Raw genomic sequence first — 20,970 nt, 5'->3', positions numbered from 1 at the left:
AACAATGCTTGCATGAAAATACTGCGCACCACACAAGTCTTCTCTTTATTGTAAGAACAATAACGCCCACGACAAGAAGCAATTAAAATTTTATTTAATTTCTATCCTTTAAAAAAGCGGGATAAACACTGCCTACGCCCCCCATGAAAAGGCTGAAAACTATTATCATTTTTATTATAAGAGCGATAACGCGCACGGCAAGATTCAATATGTTGTTTAAGCATCCATGGCTCTTTTTTTTCTAATTTTTCCGAAGAAAACGTTAAAAACACTTTTTTAGCATCTGGTACAACTTTCAATGATGCGCCTTTTGTGCTTAAGTGCGGTGATGTAACAAATGCCACTTCAGGATACCACCAATTATCACTGTATTTACGATAACCACGCCGATAATGACGATAACCTTTGAAACCATTAAGTTCTCTACGCCCCGTAAAAATCAGAGGCACCGAACTATCTAGGACAGAAGTCTGAGTAACCAGTTTGGCTTTAGCGTCACTTCTATTTTGCCCCCAATTAACAAGAGTGGTTGTTATAATGAAAAAACTGCTAACAAATACAAAAGCTAAAGCATAATATAATTTTTTTTTCATACTCATAACAAAAAACTCAACATAATAAACAACAGTAATTACAGAAAGCCTTTCTCTTGCTAGACAGAAACAGATTCTTTTCTTAAGATTCTTTTTTCTTGAGACATTCTGTTACTCTTTGTACTAAACGTTGATCTTGGCAATAAGATCCTTCAAAAAAGAATGAATAAATGATGATAAAAACCCCCTACTATCTTATAGACAAATCGAAACTCATCAAAAACATGCAAACAATTTCTCGTTTACGGGAAATGTCCGGAGCTAAAATTTTACTTGCTTTAAAATGTTTTGCCACATGGAGTGTTTTTGATTTAATGTCTGAGTTCATGGATGGAACCACATCATCATCCCTTTATGAACTACGTTTAGGAAGAGAAAAATTTGGCAAAGAAACCCATGCTTATTCAGTGGCTTGGGCAGATGATGAAATTGATGAAGCCTGTGGTTATGCAGATAAAATCATCTTTAATTCCATCCAACAGCTTCAACGCTTTTCTGATGCAACAAAAACCATTCAAAGAGGTTTAAGGTTAAACCCAGGAATCAGCGCATCAAATTTTGATCTTGCCAACCCCTCTCGCCCTTTTAGCCGCTTAGGAGAAACAAACCAAAGCGCTATCAAAGAAGTTCTGCCTCTTATCAACGGATTGATGATCCATAACAATTGTGAAAATGCTGACTTTAATCTTTTTAACCAAATGCTTGGATATATGGAAGAAAAATTTGCAGAACTTTTTTCTGCTGTTGACTGGATAAGCCTTGGCGGCGGAATCCATTTTACGGCTGAAAATTATCCTCTAGAAGCTTTCGCAAAACGCTTAAAACAATTTTCTAAAACTCATGGTGTCACTCTTTTTCTAGAACCAGGAGAAGCTGCTATTACCAAAAGCACCACATTAGAAGTCAGTGTTCTTGACACATTGTATAATGAAAAGAATCTAGCCATCGTTGATAGCTCAATTGAAGCACATATGCTTGATCTTCTCATTTATCGTGAAAATGCCAAATTAGAACCCAATCTAGGACCACACGAAATTATGATTTGTGGAAAATCTTGTCTTGCCGGCGATATTTTTGGAACATTTCAATTTCAAAAACCTCTTAAAATAGGCGATAGACTGTCTTTTCAGGATGCAGCAGGTTATACAATGGTCAAGAAAAACTGGTTTAATGGCGTTACAATGCCTGCTATTGTTCTCAAAGAGTGCGATGGTACATTAACACTTCAACGCCAATTCAGCTATAACGACTATCAGGAAAGCCTTTCATAAAGATAAACCATAAAAAACGTCATACAACAGTATTAAAAAGGGAGATGGACCTACAATGAAAAAAAATGTTCTCATTATTGGTGCTGGAGGTGTTGCACAAGTTGTTGCACACAAATGTGCTCAAAACAACGATATTCTTGGTGAAATTCATATTGCTTCACGAACACTCAAAAAATGTGAAGCCATCATTGCTTCTATTAAAGAAAAAAACACAATGAAAGAGCAAGGTGTTCTCAAAAGCCATTCGCTCAATGCCATGAATGTAGAAGAAACTATAAAGCTCATCCAAAAGACCAAATGTGAAATTGTCATTAATGTTGGTTCTGCCTTTCTTAATATGTCTGTTCTTTCAGCTTGTATTGAAACAAAATGCGCTTATATCGATACAGCGATTCATGAAGACCCATTGAAAATTTGTGAAACACCTCCTTGGTATGGCAATTATGAATGGCCTCGGCGTCCAGAATGTGAAAAAGCTGGTATAACCGCTATTTTAGGAGCAGGTTTTGACCCAGGTGTAGTGAATGCTTATGCAGCATTAGCGCGCGATGATTATTTTGATAAAATCACAGATATTGATATTATTGATATTAATGCCGGAAATCATGGACGTTGGTTTGCTACAAATTTTGATCCAGAAATTAACTTCCGTGAATTTACAGGACAAGTATGGTCATGGCAAAATAAAAAATGGACTTCCAATAAAATGTTTGAAGTCAGCCATGAATGGGATCTTCCCGTTGTGGGAAAACAAAAAGCCTATATGACAGGACATGATGAAATTCATTCACTTTCCAAAAATCTTGATGTAGAGAATGTCCGTTTCTGGATGGGATTTGGTGATCGTTATATCACTGTTTTTACGGTTCTGAAAAATCTTGGTCTCTTATCTGAACAGCCCATTAAGACAGCAGAAGGACAAGAAGTCGTGCCCTTGAAAGTCGTAAAGGCCGTCTTACCCAACCCTTCCTCTCTCGCCCCAGACTATACAGGAAAAACCTGTATTGGAGATCTTATTAAAGGCGAAAAAGATGGAAACCCGAGAGAAATTTTTATCTATAATATAGCCGATCACAAACAAGCTTTTCATGAAACTGGGGCACAAGGCATTTCCTATACGGCTGGCGTACCAGCAGCCGCAACAGCTCTTCTTATTGCCACAGGTGAATGGGATGTTAAAACTATGGTCAATGTGGAAGAATTACCACCCCACCCTTTCCTTAAATATCTTGATCATATGGGGCTTCCCACTTTTATAAGAGAACAACAAGAGGATAAAAAATTACAATTTTAATACCTATAGAAAGCATATGCTTGATTTTTTAAGTTATCACAAAACTGCCCAATGAAAACAAACTTAATATTCTCGTGTAATTATGGTTTTCAAAAAAATTTTAGCTATTCGTTATATTTTGGCAACATTGCGATTTCTTAACAACCCTAAAGAAGAGACATAGCATCTTTTTAAGACATAGCGAGCAATGATCAAGAAAAACAGAGAAGAAAAACTAATTTAATCACACTGTATAACTTGTCATTATCATCAAAAAGATAGTGTCATAAACAAAAGATATAAAAATACCGCTCTTTTAAAGAAGAGCGGTATTTTGTAGAATATTCAATCCCTCCCCCCTCTTCATCTTAAATGACAAAGATCCTTAACCCACACCAATCATTAAACAATTCAATTTCTTTGGGTGAATTCCTCTTGGCTTCTCTCTTCATATGATTCACCATCATATACAACATGTTGATTTATAACGCTGAATACTGTAAAATTCTCTTAATCACAAACTCTCTCACATTGAAGCAATTAAAATCTTTTGTCTGCACATCACAAACAAAACGAGCGTGTGAGGTAAAATGATAAAAGAACAGAATAAAAATTCTCTTATGAAAACTCTCAAATAATAAAGAGCTTTAGCAATATTGAGAACTGAAAAAGTGTATTATAATACCAGCGTGTACTTTTACTAAACATAAAGATTATAGTGCACAATAGGTCTTATAACAGTTTGAATGAATTTCATATATTTCAAGAGGAACTTTACAGCTATACCATTCATGAACACCATCGCGAAGTAGATTTAAGCATTTTGAGAGATGTTTTCTTAACACAAAGCACGCAGATAGGCTCAGAATCCTATCTTAAATATTTTATAACAGTATAAAAACTACCCCATATATAAAACTTTACATAGACTAAACACCACCGCTCTAAACGATAGTGCACAACAGAATAATCAATCAAAACTGCACAACAGATATCTAAAACATTAACTATCGAAAAGCATACAACAAATGGAACATTTCAATACAATTGGTTATATTCTTTTTTTAAGTTTTAAAATGTTGTTGCATGCTTCACAAATATTTTCTGCCCCCCGTACCTTTTAAAATTTACTTTTTAAAAGCTTTTTAAATATGAAGTGGTTTAGCAAATGTTGCCAAAGCTGCCTCACGCACGGCTTCTGATAAGGTAGGATGTGCATGGCAACAACGTCCCAGATCTTCTGATGAACCTCCAAATTCCATTAAAACTGCAATTTCATGGATCATTTCACCAGCACCAAATCCAAGAATATGCCCCCCTAATACCCGATCTGTTTTTTTATCAGAAAGGATTTTAACGAACCCATCACTCTTTTGCATTGCACGTGCACGACCATTAGCCATAAAAGGAAATTTGCCAACATTATATTCAATACCAGCAGTTTTTAGCTCTTCTTCTGTCCTTCCTACACTCGCAATTTCCGGCTGTGTATAAACAACACTAGGAATAACATCAAAATTAACATGCCCTTTTTGACCTGCCAAAATTTCTGCCACAGCAACGCCTTCTTCCTCTGCTTTATGTGCTAGCATTGGCCCTTTTACGACATCACCAATCGCATAAATTCCTGGAACATTCGTCTGCCAATGAGCATCAATTGCAATAAATCCGCGTTCATCTAACTGAACACCAGCCTCTTGTAATCCAAGCCCCTCTGTATAAGGAGAACGTCCAGTAGCAATAAGCACAACATCAGCCTCTAAAGTTTCAGATTCACCACCTTTGACAGATTCAAAGCTCACCTGAGCAGTTGAGCCAGATTGTGTAACAGCTGTTACCTTTGCACCCGTTTTATATTCAATCCCCTGTTTTTCCATTAATTTCTGAAATTGCCGTGAAACTTCACCATCCATTGAGCCCAAAACTTTATTAAGATACTCAATAATGGTCACCTTAGCACCTAAACGGCTCCAAACTGATCCAAGTTCTGAACCAATGACACCAGCACCTACTACAATCATATGCGTTGGTACTTTTTCAAGTGAAAGAGCTCCCGTAGAAGAAACAATAGTCTTTTCATCAATTTCAACATTCACCCCTGGAATGCCTGAACTCTCTGAACCGGTAGCAATAATAATATTTTTTGTCTCAATTGTTTGTTTATTACCATCTCTGGCAACAACTTCCACATGACCCGCACTCAAAATTTTGGCTGTCCCCAAAAAAGTATCAACTTTATTTTTTTTCATCAAAAAAGAAACACCACTCGTATTGGCTGTCACCACAGCTTTCTTATGAACCATCATTTGTTCAAGATTAAGCTTAGATTTACCAATAGAAATACCAAGCGTTTCAAAACCATGCTGGGTTTCAGAAAACACTTCTGAAGCATGCAGCAACGCTTTAGAAGGAATACAACCAACGTTGAGACATGTTCCTCCTAATGTTGTACGCTTTTCAATAATTGCTACTTTAAGTCCCAGTTGCGCCGCTTTTATTGCTGCTACATAACCACCTGGACCCGCTCCGATCACAGCCACATCATAAGACATCCGTTTCTCCTTTCATCCTGAAAACTGTATTTTACAAATCAAGAACAAGGCGTTCCGGATCTTCTAAGCTTTCCTTAACACGCACAAGGAAAGTCACAGCTTCTTGCCCATCCACAATACGATGATCATAAGAAAGCGCTAAATACATCATGGGGCGGATCACAACTTGACCCTCAACAACCATTGCTCGCTCTTTAATCGCATGCATTCCCAAAATACCAGATTGTGGTGCATTCAAAATCGGTGTTGACATCAACGATCCATACACACCACCATTGGTAATGGTAAAAGTTCCGCCCTGCATATCAGAAACGGCTAATTTTCCATCACGCGCAAGACGCCCCAAACGACCAATCTCTTTTTCAATCTCTGCCAATGACATTTGATCTGCATCTCGCACCACTGGAACAACAAGCCCTTTATCCGTTCCAACAGCAATTCCAACATTAACATAGTTTTTGTAAACAATATCTGTCCCATCAATCTCTGCATTAACAGCAGGAAGTTCTTTTAATGCATGACAAACAGCCTTGGTAAAAAAACCCATAAAACCAAGTTTAACACCATGTTTCTTTTCAAAAAGATCCTTATAACGCTTGCGCAAATCCATCACTGCTGACATATCAACCTCATTAAATGTGGTTAACATTGCTGCTACATTTTGTGCATCTTTAAGACGGCGAGCAATTGTTTGACGCAATTTCGTCATACGAACCCGCTCTTCACGTGTTTCTTGGACAGGAGTTGCCGAAGAACTCGTCGCAGAAGAAGAGGGTGTAGGAGCATTTGTACTTTGTTTTAATCCACCAAGAACATCTTCTTTAAGAATTTGTCCACGTTTTCCAGAACCTGAAATATCGCTTTTTGCAACATTATTTTCAGCCATCAATTTTGCTGCTGAAGGAGAAGGAGGCATTGCACTGCTCAAAGCAGGCTTCTCCGATTCAGATGAAGCCGCTGGAACAAGTGTAGCAGAAGGTGAAAGTGATTGGGAGATACCAGCTTCTCCAGCCTTCACCACTCCTAAAAGAGCATTTACTTCAACCGTATCGCCTTCTTTTGCAATGATTTCAGATAATTTCCCAGCAACAGGAGAAGGAACTTCAACGGTTACCTTATCAGTTTCTAATTCAACCAAAGGCTCATCCATAGCGACAGCTTCGCCAAGTTTTTTAAACCATTTGCCAACCGTTGCTTCGGTAACCGATTCGCCCAAAGTAGGAACACGAATTTCAGTAGTCATAATATTTTTCCATACATCAGAGTAGTAATAAATTAAGAACCTAACGCGTCTTTAAGAAACGCAGCCAGTTGTTCAAGGTGTTTCACCATTAACCCAGAGGCCGGTGACGCACTCGCAGGACGTCCTGCATAACGAGCACGTGAATATTGCGCATTAATATGCGTCAAAACCCATTCCAAATAAGGCTCAATAAATGACCAAGCCCCCATGTTTTTTGGTTCCTCTTGGCACCAAAAAACTTCCGCCTGCAAAAAGCGCGATAATACATTCACCAAAACTTTTGCAGGGAAAGGATAAAGCTGTTCAACACGAAGGAGGTAAACATCATCAATACCCCTTTTTTCACGTTCTTCATAAAGGTCGTAATAAACCTTACCAGTACAAAGAACGACACGGCGAATCTTATTATCTTTTTGCAACTTAATGACAGAATCTTTGAGACATTCTGCATCATCAAGCAACACACGACAAAAACTTGTTTCTGGCCCCATTTCATTGAGAAAAGAAACAGCTCGCTTATGACGTAAAAGTGATTTCGGTGTCATCAAAATCAATGGCTTCCGGAAATCACGCTTAATTTGTCGACGCAAAATATGAAAATAATTTGCAGGGGTTGTACAATTAGCAACCTGCATATTATCTTCCGCACAAAGTTGAAGAAACCGTTCTAAACGTGCAGAAGAATGCTCCGGCCCTTGCCCTTCAAAACCATGAGGCAATAAACACACAAGACCAGACATACGAAGCCACTTACGCTCTGCGGATGAAATAAATTGATCAAAAATGACCTGTGCACCATTAGAAAAATCACCAAATTGTGCTTCCCAAAGTGTTAATCCTCGTGGTTCAGCAAGAGAATATCCATATTCAAAACCAAGAACAGCTTCTTCAGAAAGCATAGAATTAACAACATCATAAAGCGCTTGCCCCTTTTGTAAATGATTCAAAGGAATATAACGCGCCTCATTTTCTTGGTCATAAAGAACTGAATGACGTTGTGAAAAAGTTCCCCGTTCAACATCTTCACCGGAAAGACGAACCGGTGCTCCTTCCAAACAAAGTGAACCAAAAGCTAAAGCTTCAGCAGTTGCCCAGTCAACACCCTCACCGGTTTCAAAAATTTTAGCACGATTATTTAAAAAACGTTGAATGGTTTTGTGAACGTGAAAATCTGCCGGAATTTCAACAATTTTCTGACCAATTTCCTTTAAAGTTTTTAATTCAACACCAGTTGTTCTAGAATGCTGCTCATCAGAACTACTAAAAGCTTTGAGTCCCGTCCAGCTTCCATCAAGCCAATCAGCCTTATTAGGTTTATAAGAAGCACTTGCTTCAAGTTCACCTTCAAGCTTATCGCGCCATAATTTTTTTTGTTGCTCAATCTCTTCTGAAGTAACCATTCCTTCTGCTACCAATTGGTCACTATAAAGTTGAAGTGTTGTTTTATGATTACGTATTGCTTTATACATAAGCGGCTGCGTAAAGGAAGGTTCATCACCTTCATTATGCCCATAACGGCGATAACAAAACATATCAATAACCACTGGTTTATGGAAAATCTGGCGAAACTCTGTTGCTATTTTGGCAACAAAAACAACTGCCTCAGGATCATCACCATTCACATGGAAAATTGGTGCGTCAATCATTTTTGCGACATCTGATGGATAAGGCGAAGAACGTGAAAAACGTGGAGATGTTGTAAAACCAATCTGGTTATTGATAATAACATGAAGTGAGCCTGCAACACGATAACCTTTAAGACCTGAAAGACCAAAAGTTTCTTGGATAACGCCTTGTCCTGCAAAAGCGGCATCACCATGAATAAGCAATGGCATCACTTTTGAACGCTCACTTAATGGGAGTAAATCAGTATGCGCATGTCCCATAAGTTGATCTTGTTTAGCACGTGCTTTTCCCATAACAACCGGATCAACAATCTCAAGATGAGATGGATTGGCTAACAGCGATAAATGAACTTTTTTACCATCAAAGTCCAGATCAGCGGTAGTTCCCAAATGATATTTGACATCACCGGATCCCTCCACATCATCAGGCTTGTAAGATCCCCCTTTGAATTCATGAAAAATAGCCCTATGCGGTTTGGCAAGAACTTGTGAAAGAACATTTAAACGACCACGATGTGCCATTCCTAAAATAACTTCCCTAACCCCCAAAGCACTACCACATTTGATAATCTGTTCAAGAGCGGGAATCAGCGCCTCACCACCATCGAGTCCAAAACGCTTTGTACCTTTATATTTAGTGTCTAAAAACTGTTCGAATCCCTCTGCCTGAATAAGCTTATTCAGAATAGCTTTCTTGTCTTGTTGTGTGAAAGAATTTTTTTTATCTCGCCCTTCAATGCGTTCTTGAAGCCATACTTTCTGAACCGGATCAGAAACATGCATATATTCCACACCGATTGTTGAACAATAGGTACGATTGAGAATCTCAAGCATTTGCGGAATAGTTGCATATTCCAACCCTAAAACATTATCAATAAAAATGGGACGCTCGTAATCAGCTGGAGTAAAACCATAAGCTTCTGGAGAAAGTTCCTTATAATCTTCTTGTTTTTCGGCCAATTGAAGAGGGTCAAGTTGCGCATGAAGATGTCCCCGTTCTCGAAACGCACGAATCATCATAATTGCATGAACGGAATCACGTGTTGCACGAATAATATCTTGTTCACTGGAAGTTTTTCCCTTTTGTGCAGCACCTGTTATTGCTTTTTCCTTTAATTTATCGCCAAAATATTTTTCAAGAGAAGACCAATCACCATCAAGAGCAGAAATCAATTCACCCTCTGCTTTTAATGGCCAATGATCACGCTGCCATGTTGCTCCTTCAGCATTTTTAAGAACATCTTCTTTATTATCATGAAGTCCTTCAAAAAAAGCACGCCACTGTGAATCAACGCTGGTAGGATCTTTTTCATATTGAGCATAAAGTTGATCTATATAATCCGCATTCCCACCATAAAGAAATGATGTCTGTGCAAAAAGGCTATTTATTTCGTCCTGCCTTGCCATATACTTCTCCGGAACATTTATTCCGTCTCCTTATATCTCTTTTTGACCTTTAAATGCTTACAAACAAGCAGTGATTCGAACATTCAAAAAAGTTTTACCTTTTTATACTCAAGCTTTTTCACCTGAATCTAAGAACCTTTTCTTATTCAGGTGAAACTTTCTTTTAGCCTTTCAAAACTGACATCAAAGTCTTACCTATCTGTGATGGCGAAGAAGATACACGAATCCCTGCTGATTCCATTGCCGCAATTTTATCTTCTGCTCCACCTTTACCACCAGAAATAACAGCACCAGCATGTCCCATTGTCCGTCCTGGAGGAGCCGTACGGCCAGCAATAAAGCCAACAACTGGCTTTTTACGACCTTTTCTTGCTTCATCTTGCAAAAACTGTGCTGCTTCTTCTTCAGCAGAACCACCAATCTCACCAATCATAACAATAGACTCGGTTTCATCATCCGCTAAAAACATTTCCAACACATCAATAAATTCAGTGCCCTTAACAGGATCGCCACCAATCCCTATAGCAGTTGTTTGTCCGAGACCTTCCTGACTCGTTTGAAAAACGGCTTCATAAGTTAAAGTTCCCGACCTCGAGACAACCCCAACAGAACCTTTTCTAAAAATAGAACCAGGCATAATACCAATTTTACATTCATTTGGTGTAAGAATACCGGGACAATTAGGACCAATAAGACGAGACTTTGAGTTTTCTAATCGCGCCTTCACTTTAACCATATCCATAACGGGAATACCTTCCGTAATACAGATAATTAAACGAACTTCAGCTTCTATAGCCTCTATAATAGCTGCAGCAGCCCCTGCAGGAGGAACATAAATAACGGAAGCATCTGCACCTGTTTTTTCTTTTGCTTCTGCAACATTAGCGAAAATAGGAAGAGTTTCGCCTTCTGAACCTTCCCATGTTTCTCCACCCTTTTTAGGATTAACGCCACCAACCATTTGCGTACCATGATAAGCAAGCGCCTGTTCTGTATGAAACGTTCCTGTTTTTCCTGTAAGCCCTTGAACTAGAACTTTTGTCTCTTTATTCACAAGAATTGACATAGCTTAAGCTCCCTTCACGGCTGCAACAATTTTTTGGGCAGCATCATCTAAATCATCAGCAGGAATAACATTCAAACCACTCTCATTGATAATTGCTTTACCTTGCTCAACATTAGTACCTTCAAGACGAACAACCAAGGGAACCTTTAAACCAACCTCACGAACAGCAGCAACCACACCTTCAGCAATGACATCACAACGCATAATACCACCAAAAATGTTAACCAAAATGCCCTTAACATTTGGATCGGCCGTAATAATTTTAAAAGCAGCTGTCACCTTTTCTTTTGATGCTCCACCACCAACATCCAAAAAATTCGCTGGCTCTGCTCCATAAAGCTTAATGATATCCATTGTTGCCATAGCAAGCCCAGCACCATTAACCATGCAACCAATCGTACCCTCAAGAGCAACATAAGCAAGATCATGCTTTGATGCTTCTATTTCCTTTGGATCTTCTTCTGAAAGATCGCGCAATTCTAAAATATCTGGATGACGAAACAGAGCATTATTATCAAAAGAAACTTTCGCATCAAGAACACGCAAGTGACCATCTTTCATCACAATAAGCGGATTGATTTCTAAAAGGCTCATATCTTTTTCACAAAATGCCTTATAGAGAATCGAAAAAAGCTTTTCACCATCTTCTCGCGCACTACTTTGTAGTTTCAACGCATCACAAAGTCTTGCACAATCAGCTGAAGTAACACCCTCTACAGCATCAATGGGAAGCGTGAATATTTTTTCTGGTGTCTCTTCAGCAACCGTTTCAATATCCATTCCACCTTCTGTTGAAACAACAAAAGCAATTCGACCAACGCTACGATCAACCAAAAGTGAAAGATAAAGCTCCCGTTCAATATCGGCACCATCTTCAATATAAAGGCGGTTGACCTGCTTACCCTCTGGACCAGTTTGTTTGGTTACCAAAGTTTTTCCAAGCATTTCTTGAACATTTGCAACAACTTCTTCAACAGATTGTGCAAGCCGAACACCACCCTTTGCATCAGGACCAAGTTCTTTAAACTTACCCTTACCACGACCACCAGCGTGTATCTGACTTTTAACCACATAGAGAGGTCCGGGCAATTTTTCCGCCCATTTTTCAGCTTGCTCTACAGAATAAACAGCGACACCATTTGCAATTGGTGCTCCATATTCATGAAGCAGACGTTTGGCCTGATACTCATGGATATTCATGCATTTGTCCTTTTCTTTTATGGATCTTATTAATCCTAAAGTTTTAACATTCTAAATACTTATTTTAATGAATTAAATCTTGTTCAATTTACTTGAGACTAGGTACAAGAGCAATACAAGCTTCACAAAGCTTTTTAACCGCATTTACTGAATGATCAAAAGCACCTCTTTCTTCTTTGTCAAGATCAATTTCAATGACTCGTTCAACACCACCTGCACCAAGTACAACAGGTACCCCAACATAGGTATCATTAACCCCATATTCTCCTGAAAGATAAGCTGCAACAGGCACAACACGCTTAGTATCCTTTAGATAGGCCTCAGCCATAGAAACAGCAGAAGCTGCTGGTGCATAATAAGCAGAACCTGTTTTTAACAAACCAACAATCTCTGCACCGCCATCACGGGTACGCTGGATAATTTGATCAATTCTTTCCTGTGTTGTCCAGCCCATCTTTATAAGATCAGGCAAAGAAATACCACTAACTGTTGAATAACGCACGAGAGGAACCATTGTATCACCGTGCCCCCCTAAAACAAACGCTGTCACATCTCTAATAGAGACCTTAAATTCCTCAGATAAAAAATGACGAAAACGCGCTGAATCAAGAACACCAGCCATACCAACTACTTTATGTGTAGGGAGACCTGAAAATTTCTGCAATGCCCACACCATCGCATCAAGGGGATTGGTAATACAAATAACAAACGCTGAAGAAGCGTATTTTTTAATTCCAGCTCCAACTTGTTCCATAACCTTTAAATTAATGCCCAAAAGTTCATCACGGCTCATACCAGGTTTTCGCGCAACACCTGCTGTTACAATAACAACATCAGCATCTTCAATTGCTTCATAAGCATTAGCACCTTTTAGACTGATATCAAAACCATCAACGGGAGAAGATTCGGCGATATCTAGAGCCTTACCTTGTGGCACACCTTCTGTAATATCAAATAAGACCACATCAGCAAGCTCTTTAAGCCCAATAATATGTGCTAAAGTACCACCAATCATACCTGAACCAATGAGAGCTATTTTTTTCCGTGCCATTTTATTTTTTCCTAACTTTTAGATCATTCAGCGCACACCCAATCAACGTCCGTATACTGAATATTTTTGACTTCAACCATATTCAAACAATATCATAAAAAGGAGTAAAGAAATGAAATTTACAAATTTATCTCCTTACAGAAACAACAACCCTCCGCTGAAACAACTATTAGAAAATTATCACGATGTATCGATAAAGTGAATTTAAAAAAAATACAACAGAATTATTATATTTCTTTAATTTCAAAAAGTTATTGTTTTGACAGTTTACGTAAAGGTAAAAGTATAATCAATGCTTCTTCTTCAAAAGAAAATGTTCTTCCCAAAGTTTTAAATAATCGTAGCTTTGCATTTCGAAAAGACGTGATTGTGTTCTTTGAAATTCAAATGTTTCCGTAATCTGCGCATGCCCTTTATACAAATCCCCTATCCCTGCGGCTGCCGACATAAACAACCGTATATGCCGCTCATAAAGAATATCAATAAGCAAAATAAACCGTTTTGTTTCATTGCGACATGTATCATCCATGACCGGTACATTATCAATAAAAATCGTATGATAATGCTCTCCTAATAACAAATATTCAGCCGCGGCCAAAGGTTTTGCACATAAATCCCCATAATCAAAACGAGCACATCCTGCACCAAAGCGCGGAATAGGAATAAAGCGCCCTTTTATAGAAAGCTCATCAGACATCTCCTTATGTCCTTGCAATACAAGTGCCCATGCTTGATCCATATATTCATTTGCTTGGACCCCCAACGGCGATACATACATCTGTTGTAGATTTGATTTTTCAAGGCGATAATCTGTTTTTGCATCAAGATTAACAACACGAACATATGCTTTCAAAACTTGAATAAAAGGCAAAAAGAGCTCACGATTCAAACCGTTACAATAAAGGTTATCCGGCGCCACATTTGAAGTCGCAATAAAGAAAATTCCTTTATCAAACAGAGCAGAAATAAGCCGCCCCAATACCATAGCATCAGCAATATCCGTTACACTAAACTCATCAAAACAAAGTACTTTTGCTTCTCGTGCAAGATCTTTAGCAACAGCTAAAATAGGATTATCTTGTTTAAATTTTGTACACCCAGATGCTTGACGATAAGAATTAATACGCTCATGCACATCAGCCATAAAATCATTAAAATGGGCACGCTTTTTATGAACTTTAGGCAAACAAGAAAAGAACAAATCCATCAGCATGGTTTTGCCCCGTCCTACTTCACCATAAATATACAGTCCCTGAAAAAAAACTGTTTCATCTCCTTGTTTTACAACGCAAGAAATATTTTGTTTTTTCCTTTTAAATATTCTGTTAAAGAAAGAGCAAAATATCCAAGGCAAAGAATGAGAGATATTTTGTTCCGCAATTTTTTTTAATAAATGATCAAAATATTCTGTTATAGCTAATTGAGCGGGATCAAAACAAACCTCTCCTTTAGCGACAAGCTCCTTATAACGTGTTGAAACGAGAATCATCCAAAAAACCTTTTTCAAACCGACCTCAATGAAAAATACAAATACTTTTCAAGAATCTGTCCGTCTAGTTTAGTTTGTCATAAACGATCAAAAATGATTTAACGACTTAAAATAACGGGATGATCATCAAGTGTACGTCCCTCAAAACGATCAACATTTGAAGAATAAAGAACGAGGATAACACGTCCAGAGTTATTATAAAAATATAATCTTTTTCCTTTAACAGCCCACGATCTCACTTGGGAAGCAATTCCTGGACAGTGTAAAGGACCAGCACGGTACCCTTGTCCAAACTTTGTTTGTGGAGTTGCAATCCGGCAAACTTTTCCTCCCATAGAAAGATTCCACACCCCAGCAACACTTGCAGGAAATAAATCAGTAGCATTACTTGGCAATTCGAGACTAGCCATTCGTCCATCGCTCTGAGAATCTCCTTTTTCATACATCGGAGCGTTTGCATCTTCAGATATCGACGAAGAAGTAGACGACAGATCAGACGCTTCTAATATTGTCATTTGTTGAGATGGATAAAAAACTTCTAATGCGTTACCATCGTCATTACCATCAAACCGTGTTGTTGAACATCCCCCTAAAAACATTACAGTTGATAGTGCAACGAAAAACGAAACTTTTGAAAACGCCATGTCTGTACTCTCTCCCACGACAATAAATAAGTTCACAAAAAAATTAAGCGAATATTTGTTATAGTTACAAAGATAAATTAACAAATTAAAAAAAACAGGTTAAAATCACTTATTTTAAAAGAAATAATTTATGTGCCCAATTTTATATTTATTAAACACTAGAAATTTATAATATTTTCAGTCATATATCTTTTTATAAGTAATCATTAGAAATAGAGAAGTTTCATGAAAACGCCATTTAGCAAAATGGACGGTCTTGGAAATCAAATTATTGTTGTTGATATGCGTGAAAGCACATACGCTCTTACACCACAAGCAATCCTTGCTTTGTCGGCAGATCCTGAAATGCATTTTGATCAAATCATGGCTATCCACACACCAACCCAGAAAAAAACCGACTTCCGCATAGAAATATGGAATGCCGACGGATCAATGGCTAAAGCTTGTGGCAATGGTACCCGCTGTGTCATCGCATGGCTTAAAGATCACAATTTTGGTGAAAAATTTCATTTAGAAACTCCCGCTGGAATTATTGAAGGAAAATACCAAACCGATAATCTCATTTCTGTTGATATGGGATGCCCAAATTTCAATGCAAAAGAGATGCCTGTTTCACGTGAAATAGTTGATACCAATCACGTAGAAATTATGGCTGGTCCCCTAAAAGACGCTTGTCTCATATCCATTGGCAATCTCCATGCTATCTTTTTTGTTGAAAATGATATTCAACATATTCCATTAGAAAAATATGGGCCAAAACTTGAACATGATCCCCTGTTTCCCGAACGGTGCAATATTTCCATTGCTTGCATAACGTCAAAGAAAAGTCTAAATTTACGTACATGGGAGCGAGGGGCAGGATTAACACAAGCATGTGGGAGTGCTGCTTGTGCAAGTGCAGTGGCTGCTTATCGTCGTGGACTTACAGAGCGCCATGTTGATGTAAATTTACCAAAGGGAACACTTAATATTTTTTACCGAGAAGACGATCATATTATCATGACAGGACCAATTAAATATCACTTTAGTGGTTTTTTAAGCCCTTTAACAGGGTGCTACAAAAAGGATCACTCCTGATGGCAATAGAAATTGTAACTTTTGGTTGTCGACTTAATAGCTACGAATCGGAAATCATTCGCAAAGAAAGTACTTCTTCAGGGCTAGATCAGCTTAAAGATGGTGCTATTATCTTTAATACCTGTGCTGTCACTGCCGAAGCCGTACGACAAGCAAAACAAGCTATCCGCAAAGCAAGACGTGAAAATCCTCATGCGCGTATCATTGTAACAGGGTGTGCAGCCCAAACAGAAGCACAAAATTTTGCCTCAATGACAGAAGTAGATATTGTTTTAGGAAACGAAGATAAACTTCACGCTCATTCTTATCGTCAACTTCCTGATTTTGGTATTAATCATTCTGAAAAGGTGCATATCAATGACATTATGGAAGTACAAAAAATTGCTCCACATATGGTCAGTGCAATGCAAGAGCGCACCCGCGCTTTTGTACAGGTACAAAACGGATGCGATCACCGCTGTACATTTTGCATTATTCCTTATGGACGAGGACCATCTCGTTCAGTTCCCATGGGTGCTGTCATAGAACAAATTAAAAAGCTGATAGGTGGGGGTATCCAAGAAGTGGTCCTTACAGGTGTTGACCTTACAAGTTATGGCCACGATCTTCCTGGAAAAGCTACTCTAGGAAAATTAACTTCAGCTATTTTGCATCATGTCCCTGACTTAGCCCGATTACGCCTCTCATCTATTGACTCTATTGAAGCAGACGAAGAACTCATAAATCTTTTAGCTTATGAAACAAGAATCATGCCCCATTTGCATTTATCTTTGCAAGCAGGTGATAATATGATTTTAAAACGGATGAAACGGCGTCATCTGCGCGAACATGCCATTCAATTTTGCCAAGAATTGCGTGCCAAACGTTCTACAATGGTTTATGGTGCCGACTTAATTGCTGGTTTTCCTACAGAAACAGAAGAGATGTTTCAAAATAGTCTTGCCTTAATCAAAGACTGTAATTTAACCCATCTCCATGTCTTCCCCTTTAGTCCAAGAGAAGGAACACCTGCCGCACGTATGCCACAAATCAACCGTAAAATAGTTAAGCTGCGTGCTGAAAAATTGCGTAAAGCAGGTGATATGGCTTACCAAAAGCATCTTGCTCATTTACAAAACAGTCTACAAACAATTCTCGTTGAAAAAGATGAAATCGGACGAACAGAAGATTATACTCTTGTACAAGTTAAAGGTGCAAAAGCAGGAACAATTGTTCAAGCCCTTATCGTTGATCATGATGGCGATAAATTGATTGCTGTCCCTCCAAAATTAAACGCTGCTTGAGCAGGAGAATTCTTATGACTAAATCTTTTATAAAAAAAATATTCTCTTTTAACAAATCTCAAGAGCAAGAAATAGAACAACAAATTTCTATTCCTGATAAAAGCGATATAATAGAAGAAAATAATGAAAAGACAAAAAATCCAGAGTCAATACTTACAAAATATGATGAAAAATCTCCATTTCTAGAATCCCATTCTGATAAAATTCCCTTTTCTGGTAAAATTATTGTCACAGACAACATCCGTGAAAAAAAGAATGAAGAAATTTTATCTGAACCTTCTGTTGAACAAAAAAAGACAGCGTGGTTTGGGCGCCTTAAAAAAGGCCTATCCCTTTCTTCACAACGCCTAAGCGGATCAATTGGCGATCTCTTTGTTAAAAGAAAACTTGATGAAGATACATTGCAAGAGCTCGAAGATATTCTTATCCAAGCTGACATAGGTGTAGAGACGGCAACACGTATCACAAATACTTTAGCTTCCAGTCGTTACGGAAAAAACCTCTCCCCAGATGACATTCATACTATTGTAGCTGATGAAGTCAAAAAAGTTCTGGAACCTGTTGCAATACCATTAGAACTTGATCTCAGCCATAAACCTCATGTTATTTTGCTGGTAGGTGTAAATGGCACTGGAAAAACGACAACTATTGGAAAACTTTCAGCCAAATTAAAAGAAGGAGGATTAAAAGTTATGCTGGCAGCTGGTGATACTTTCCGAGCCGCCGCTATTGAGCAACTACAAATTTGGGGTGAACGTACCAATTCTCCTGTTATTTCGACAAAATTGGGTGCAGATGCCGCCAGCTTAGCATTTGATGCTTATGAAAAAGCAAAAAAAACAAACAGTGATGTATTAATTATTGATACAGCAGGGCGTTTACAAAATAAATCTGAATTAATGGATGAGTTGGCAAAAATTATTCGTGTTTTAAAAAAACACACCCCCCAAGCACCCCACACAATCCTTCAAACTCTTGATGCAACAACCGGACAAAATGCACTCAACCAAGTGGACATTTTCCGTGATATTGCTGGTGTTAATGGTTTAGTTATGACAAAGCTAGATGGGACTGCACGAGGAGGAATTCTTGTCGCTATCGCAGCAAAATATAAATTACCCGTTTATTTTATCGGTATAGGAGAAGATATTGAAGATCTTCAACCCTTTTCTGCTTCTGACTTTGCCGAAACTATTGCAGGAAAACACGCATGAAACAGCCTTTATCTAATCTTAATTTACACAATAATTCTGAAAAAAAGATGAATAATAATAATAAAAATTCTCTCTCACCAACACTTAAGTTTTTTTTGGAAATGGGTCCATTAGTTGCCTTCTTTTTTGCCAATTATAAGGGAGAATGGCTGATAAAAAACATTGGATTTTTTCAAAATTTTAGTAAGCCTATTTTCCCTGCAACAGCTATTTTTATGGTGGCTATTATTATTTCCCTAAGCTTATCATGGATCCTTGCAAGACAAATTCCTATTATGCCTCTTATTTCAGGAATATTTGTTTTAGTTTTTGGCTTTCTAACTCTCTGGCTTCATAATGAAACTTTCATAAAAATGAAACCAACAATCATTAATAGCTTATTTGCTTTTATACTTTTTGGTGGGATGTTTTTTAAAAAACCACTTTTACGTTATGCTCTTGATTCTACCTTAAAACTTGATGATTTAGGTTGGCAAAAACTTACCTATCGTTGGGCGTTTTTTTTCATTTTTCTTGCCATTTTGAATGAAATAATTTGGCGTAATTTTAGCGATAATTTCTGGACAAGTTTCAAAGTATTTGGCGTCATGCCTATAACAGTCCTTTTCATGCTTACCCAAATGCCTATAATTATAAAACATTCAAAAGGACTTTTTACAGAAGAGGACAAATCTGATTCTTAAAAAAATCATCACTACCGATTATTTTATAGATTCATCGCCAAACACTGTTCACGAGAAAAAATATGTTGATTGAACAGTTTATTTGTCGAGAAGACAATTTCGGTGTACTCCTTCATGATGAAAAAAGTGGTATGACAGCTGCAATAGATGCTCCTGAAGGCAAAGCGATTCACAATGCCTTAAAGCGCCGCAATTGGACACTTAACACTATTTTTGTAACTCATCATCATCACGACCATGTAGAAGCCCTATCAGAATTAAAACAAGTTTACAACGCTACGGTTATCGGACCAGAAGCAGAAAAAGAAAAGATCAATCATCTTGATAAAACACTTCAACCTGATGAAAGTTTTTCTTTTGGCTCACATCTTCTTTTAGCTCTTTCAACACCTGGTCATACTCTAGGCGCATTATCTTACTATTTTCCTGAAAAGAATTTACTCTTTGCTGGAGATACACTTTTTTCATTGGGCTGTGGACGTCTTTTCGAAGGAACACCAACACAAATGCTGAATTCTTTAAAAAAACTTCGTAAACTTCCTGATGAAACACTTCTTTATTGTGGACATGAATATACAAAAAATAACGCTCTTTTCGCACTAACAATTGACCCACATAATAAAAAACTCCACCAAAGAATAGAAGAAGTTTTTTTGCTACGTGCAAAAAACGCTATGACTTTACCAGTAACCTTAGGGCAAGAAAAAGCCACCAATCCCTTTCTCCGCTGGGATGATAGTGTGTTGCGAAGAAACCTTGTAATGGAAGAGGAAACAGATGAAGAAGTCTTTGCTGAAATTCGAAGAAGAAAGGATAATTTTTAGTCATGTTTAAACTTCTATTGTGCTTTTTCTTCATTTTTCCTTTTGCATCATACGCTCAAGAAAAAAAACAAGAAATAGATGATCTTTCTTTTATACCGCCTTTCATTGCAAATTATCCCTTAACGGAAGATCTTCTTTTAAAGCTGGAAAAAATAAAAATAGAATGTAAAAATTTATCTTCAGAACCAGAACAAACAAATAAAAAAAGTGATTTCAATAATTATAATGATAATATTGAAAAATACGCTGCCTATATTTCTAATAATCCAAAACTTGTGAATATTTTAAAAGAAAATAATATAACACCGAAAGAGTTTGTTATTGCTCACCTAGCACTTCAAGCGACATTGTATGTACTTACTGATGAAGGAAATTCTACTTATGAAAAAAACTTTTTACCTCCAAGCAATATAGAATTTGCTAAAGAGCATATGTATAGAATAATAAAAATTTTAAAAGATAACTGTTAAAAAAA

The 20,970-nt window shown here is 37.7% G+C and carries 17 protein-coding genes; 8 read left to right on the top strand and 9 right to left on the bottom strand.

The window, feature by feature from the left end:
* Nucleotides 1–101: 101 nt before the first annotated feature.
* Nucleotides 102–599, bottom strand: coding sequence for a BA14K family protein (locus tag ACFINZ_RS03260; protein WP_375633623.1), 498 nt, complete (start codon nt 597–599; stop codon nt 102–104).
* A gap of 167 nt (nt 600–766) precedes the next feature.
* Between ACFINZ_RS03260 and ACFINZ_RS03255 the strand changes: the two genes are divergently transcribed.
* Together ACFINZ_RS03255 and ACFINZ_RS03250 are read left to right on the top strand one after the other, a co-directional pair.
* Nucleotides 767–1,864 (top strand): carboxynorspermidine decarboxylase, encoded by a 1,098-nt coding sequence (locus tag ACFINZ_RS03255; protein ID WP_375633736.1) that lies wholly within the window; start codon nt 767–769, stop codon nt 1,862–1,864.
* 55 nt (nt 1,865–1,919) lie between these two features.
* On the top strand, nt 1,920–3,158 hold the full coding sequence (locus ACFINZ_RS03250; protein WP_375633624.1) for a saccharopine dehydrogenase NADP-binding domain-containing protein: 1,239 nt from the start codon (nt 1,920–1,922) through the stop codon (nt 3,156–3,158).
* A 1,124-nt stretch (nt 3,159–4,282) separates the two neighbouring features.
* Here ACFINZ_RS03250 and lpdA read toward each other — a convergent pair.
* The 8 genes from lpdA to ACFINZ_RS03210 form a co-directional block, all read right to left on the bottom strand.
* A complete protein-coding gene (lpdA, locus tag ACFINZ_RS03245; protein ID WP_375633625.1) occupies nt 4,283–5,689 on the bottom strand; it encodes a dihydrolipoyl dehydrogenase in 1,407 nt (468 codons plus the stop codon).
* A 31-nt stretch (nt 5,690–5,720) separates the two neighbouring features.
* Complete coding sequence (gene odhB, locus ACFINZ_RS03240) at nt 5,721–6,932, bottom strand: 2-oxoglutarate dehydrogenase complex dihydrolipoyllysine-residue succinyltransferase (protein ID WP_375606076.1); 1,212 nt, start codon at nt 6,930–6,932, stop codon at nt 5,721–5,723.
* A 32-nt stretch (nt 6,933–6,964) separates the two neighbouring features.
* Nucleotides 6,965–9,964, bottom strand: a complete 3,000-nt coding sequence (locus ACFINZ_RS03235) for a 2-oxoglutarate dehydrogenase E1 component (RefSeq protein ID WP_375683921.1) — start codon at nt 9,962–9,964, stop codon at nt 6,965–6,967.
* 163 nt (nt 9,965–10,127) lie between these two features.
* Nucleotides 10,128–11,030 (bottom strand): succinate--CoA ligase subunit alpha, encoded by a 903-nt coding sequence (sucD, locus tag ACFINZ_RS03230; RefSeq protein WP_375628543.1) that lies wholly within the window; start codon nt 11,028–11,030, stop codon nt 10,128–10,130.
* A 3-nt stretch (nt 11,031–11,033) separates the two neighbouring features.
* Nucleotides 11,034–12,230, bottom strand: coding sequence for an ADP-forming succinate--CoA ligase subunit beta (gene sucC / locus ACFINZ_RS03225; protein WP_375633629.1), 1,197 nt, complete (start codon nt 12,228–12,230; stop codon nt 11,034–11,036).
* 88 nt (nt 12,231–12,318) lie between these two features.
* Nucleotides 12,319–13,281 (bottom strand): malate dehydrogenase, encoded by a 963-nt coding sequence (gene mdh, locus ACFINZ_RS03220; protein ID WP_375701169.1) that lies wholly within the window; start codon nt 13,279–13,281, stop codon nt 12,319–12,321.
* Between the two features lie 289 nt (nt 13,282–13,570).
* Nucleotides 13,571–14,770, bottom strand: coding sequence for a cell division protein ZapE (gene zapE, locus ACFINZ_RS03215; protein WP_375633630.1), 1,200 nt, complete (start codon nt 14,768–14,770; stop codon nt 13,571–13,573).
* Between the two features lie 98 nt (nt 14,771–14,868).
* Nucleotides 14,869–15,414: an AprI/Inh family metalloprotease inhibitor gene (locus tag ACFINZ_RS03210; RefSeq protein ID WP_375620904.1), complete on the bottom strand. Its 546-nt coding sequence runs from the start codon at nt 15,412–15,414 to the stop codon at nt 14,869–14,871.
* A 225-nt stretch (nt 15,415–15,639) separates the two neighbouring features.
* On the opposite strand from ACFINZ_RS03210, the gene dapF reads away from it, so the two are divergent.
* The 6 genes from dapF to ACFINZ_RS03180 all read left to right on the top strand — a co-directional run bounded on the left by dapF (nt 15,640) and on the right by ACFINZ_RS03180 (nt 20,965).
* A complete protein-coding gene (gene dapF / locus ACFINZ_RS03205) occupies nt 15,640–16,491 on the top strand; it encodes a diaminopimelate epimerase (RefSeq protein ID WP_375671703.1) in 852 nt (283 codons plus the stop codon).
* Entirely contained in the window at nt 16,491–17,774 is a 1,284-nt protein-coding gene (gene mtaB / locus ACFINZ_RS03200; RefSeq protein ID WP_375633633.1) for a tRNA (N(6)-L-threonylcarbamoyladenosine(37)-C(2))-methylthiotransferase MtaB, read from the top strand. Before dapF ends, mtaB begins: the two co-directional genes overlap by 1 nt.
* A gap of 14 nt (nt 17,775–17,788) precedes the next feature.
* Nucleotides 17,789–18,988 carry a signal recognition particle-docking protein FtsY gene (ftsY, locus tag ACFINZ_RS03195; protein WP_375633949.1) on the top strand — a complete coding sequence of 400 codons (1,200 nt, stop codon included), beginning with the start codon at nt 17,789–17,791 and terminating at the stop codon, nt 18,986–18,988.
* Entirely contained in the window at nt 18,985–19,671 is a 687-nt protein-coding gene (locus ACFINZ_RS03190) for a septation protein A (RefSeq protein WP_375633951.1), read from the top strand. The genes ftsY and ACFINZ_RS03190 overlap by 4 nt, the downstream gene beginning before the upstream one ends.
* A gap of 62 nt (nt 19,672–19,733) precedes the next feature.
* The gene (gene gloB, locus ACFINZ_RS03185) at nt 19,734–20,495 is read left to right on the top strand and encodes a hydroxyacylglutathione hydrolase (RefSeq protein WP_375633636.1); all 762 of its coding nucleotides are present in this window, start codon (nt 19,734–19,736) and stop codon (nt 20,493–20,495) included.
* 2 nt (nt 20,496–20,497) lie between these two features.
* The gene (locus tag ACFINZ_RS03180) at nt 20,498–20,965 is read left to right on the top strand and encodes a hypothetical protein (RefSeq protein WP_375633638.1); all 468 of its coding nucleotides are present in this window, start codon (nt 20,498–20,500) and stop codon (nt 20,963–20,965) included.
* Nucleotides 20,966–20,970 lie beyond the last annotated feature (5 nt).

The organism is Bartonella sp. AA81SXKL (assembly GCF_042196945.1).
Lineage (GTDB): Bacteria > Pseudomonadota > Alphaproteobacteria > Rhizobiales > Rhizobiaceae > Bartonella.
This window is presented reverse-complemented; position numbering and strand designations above follow the sequence as displayed.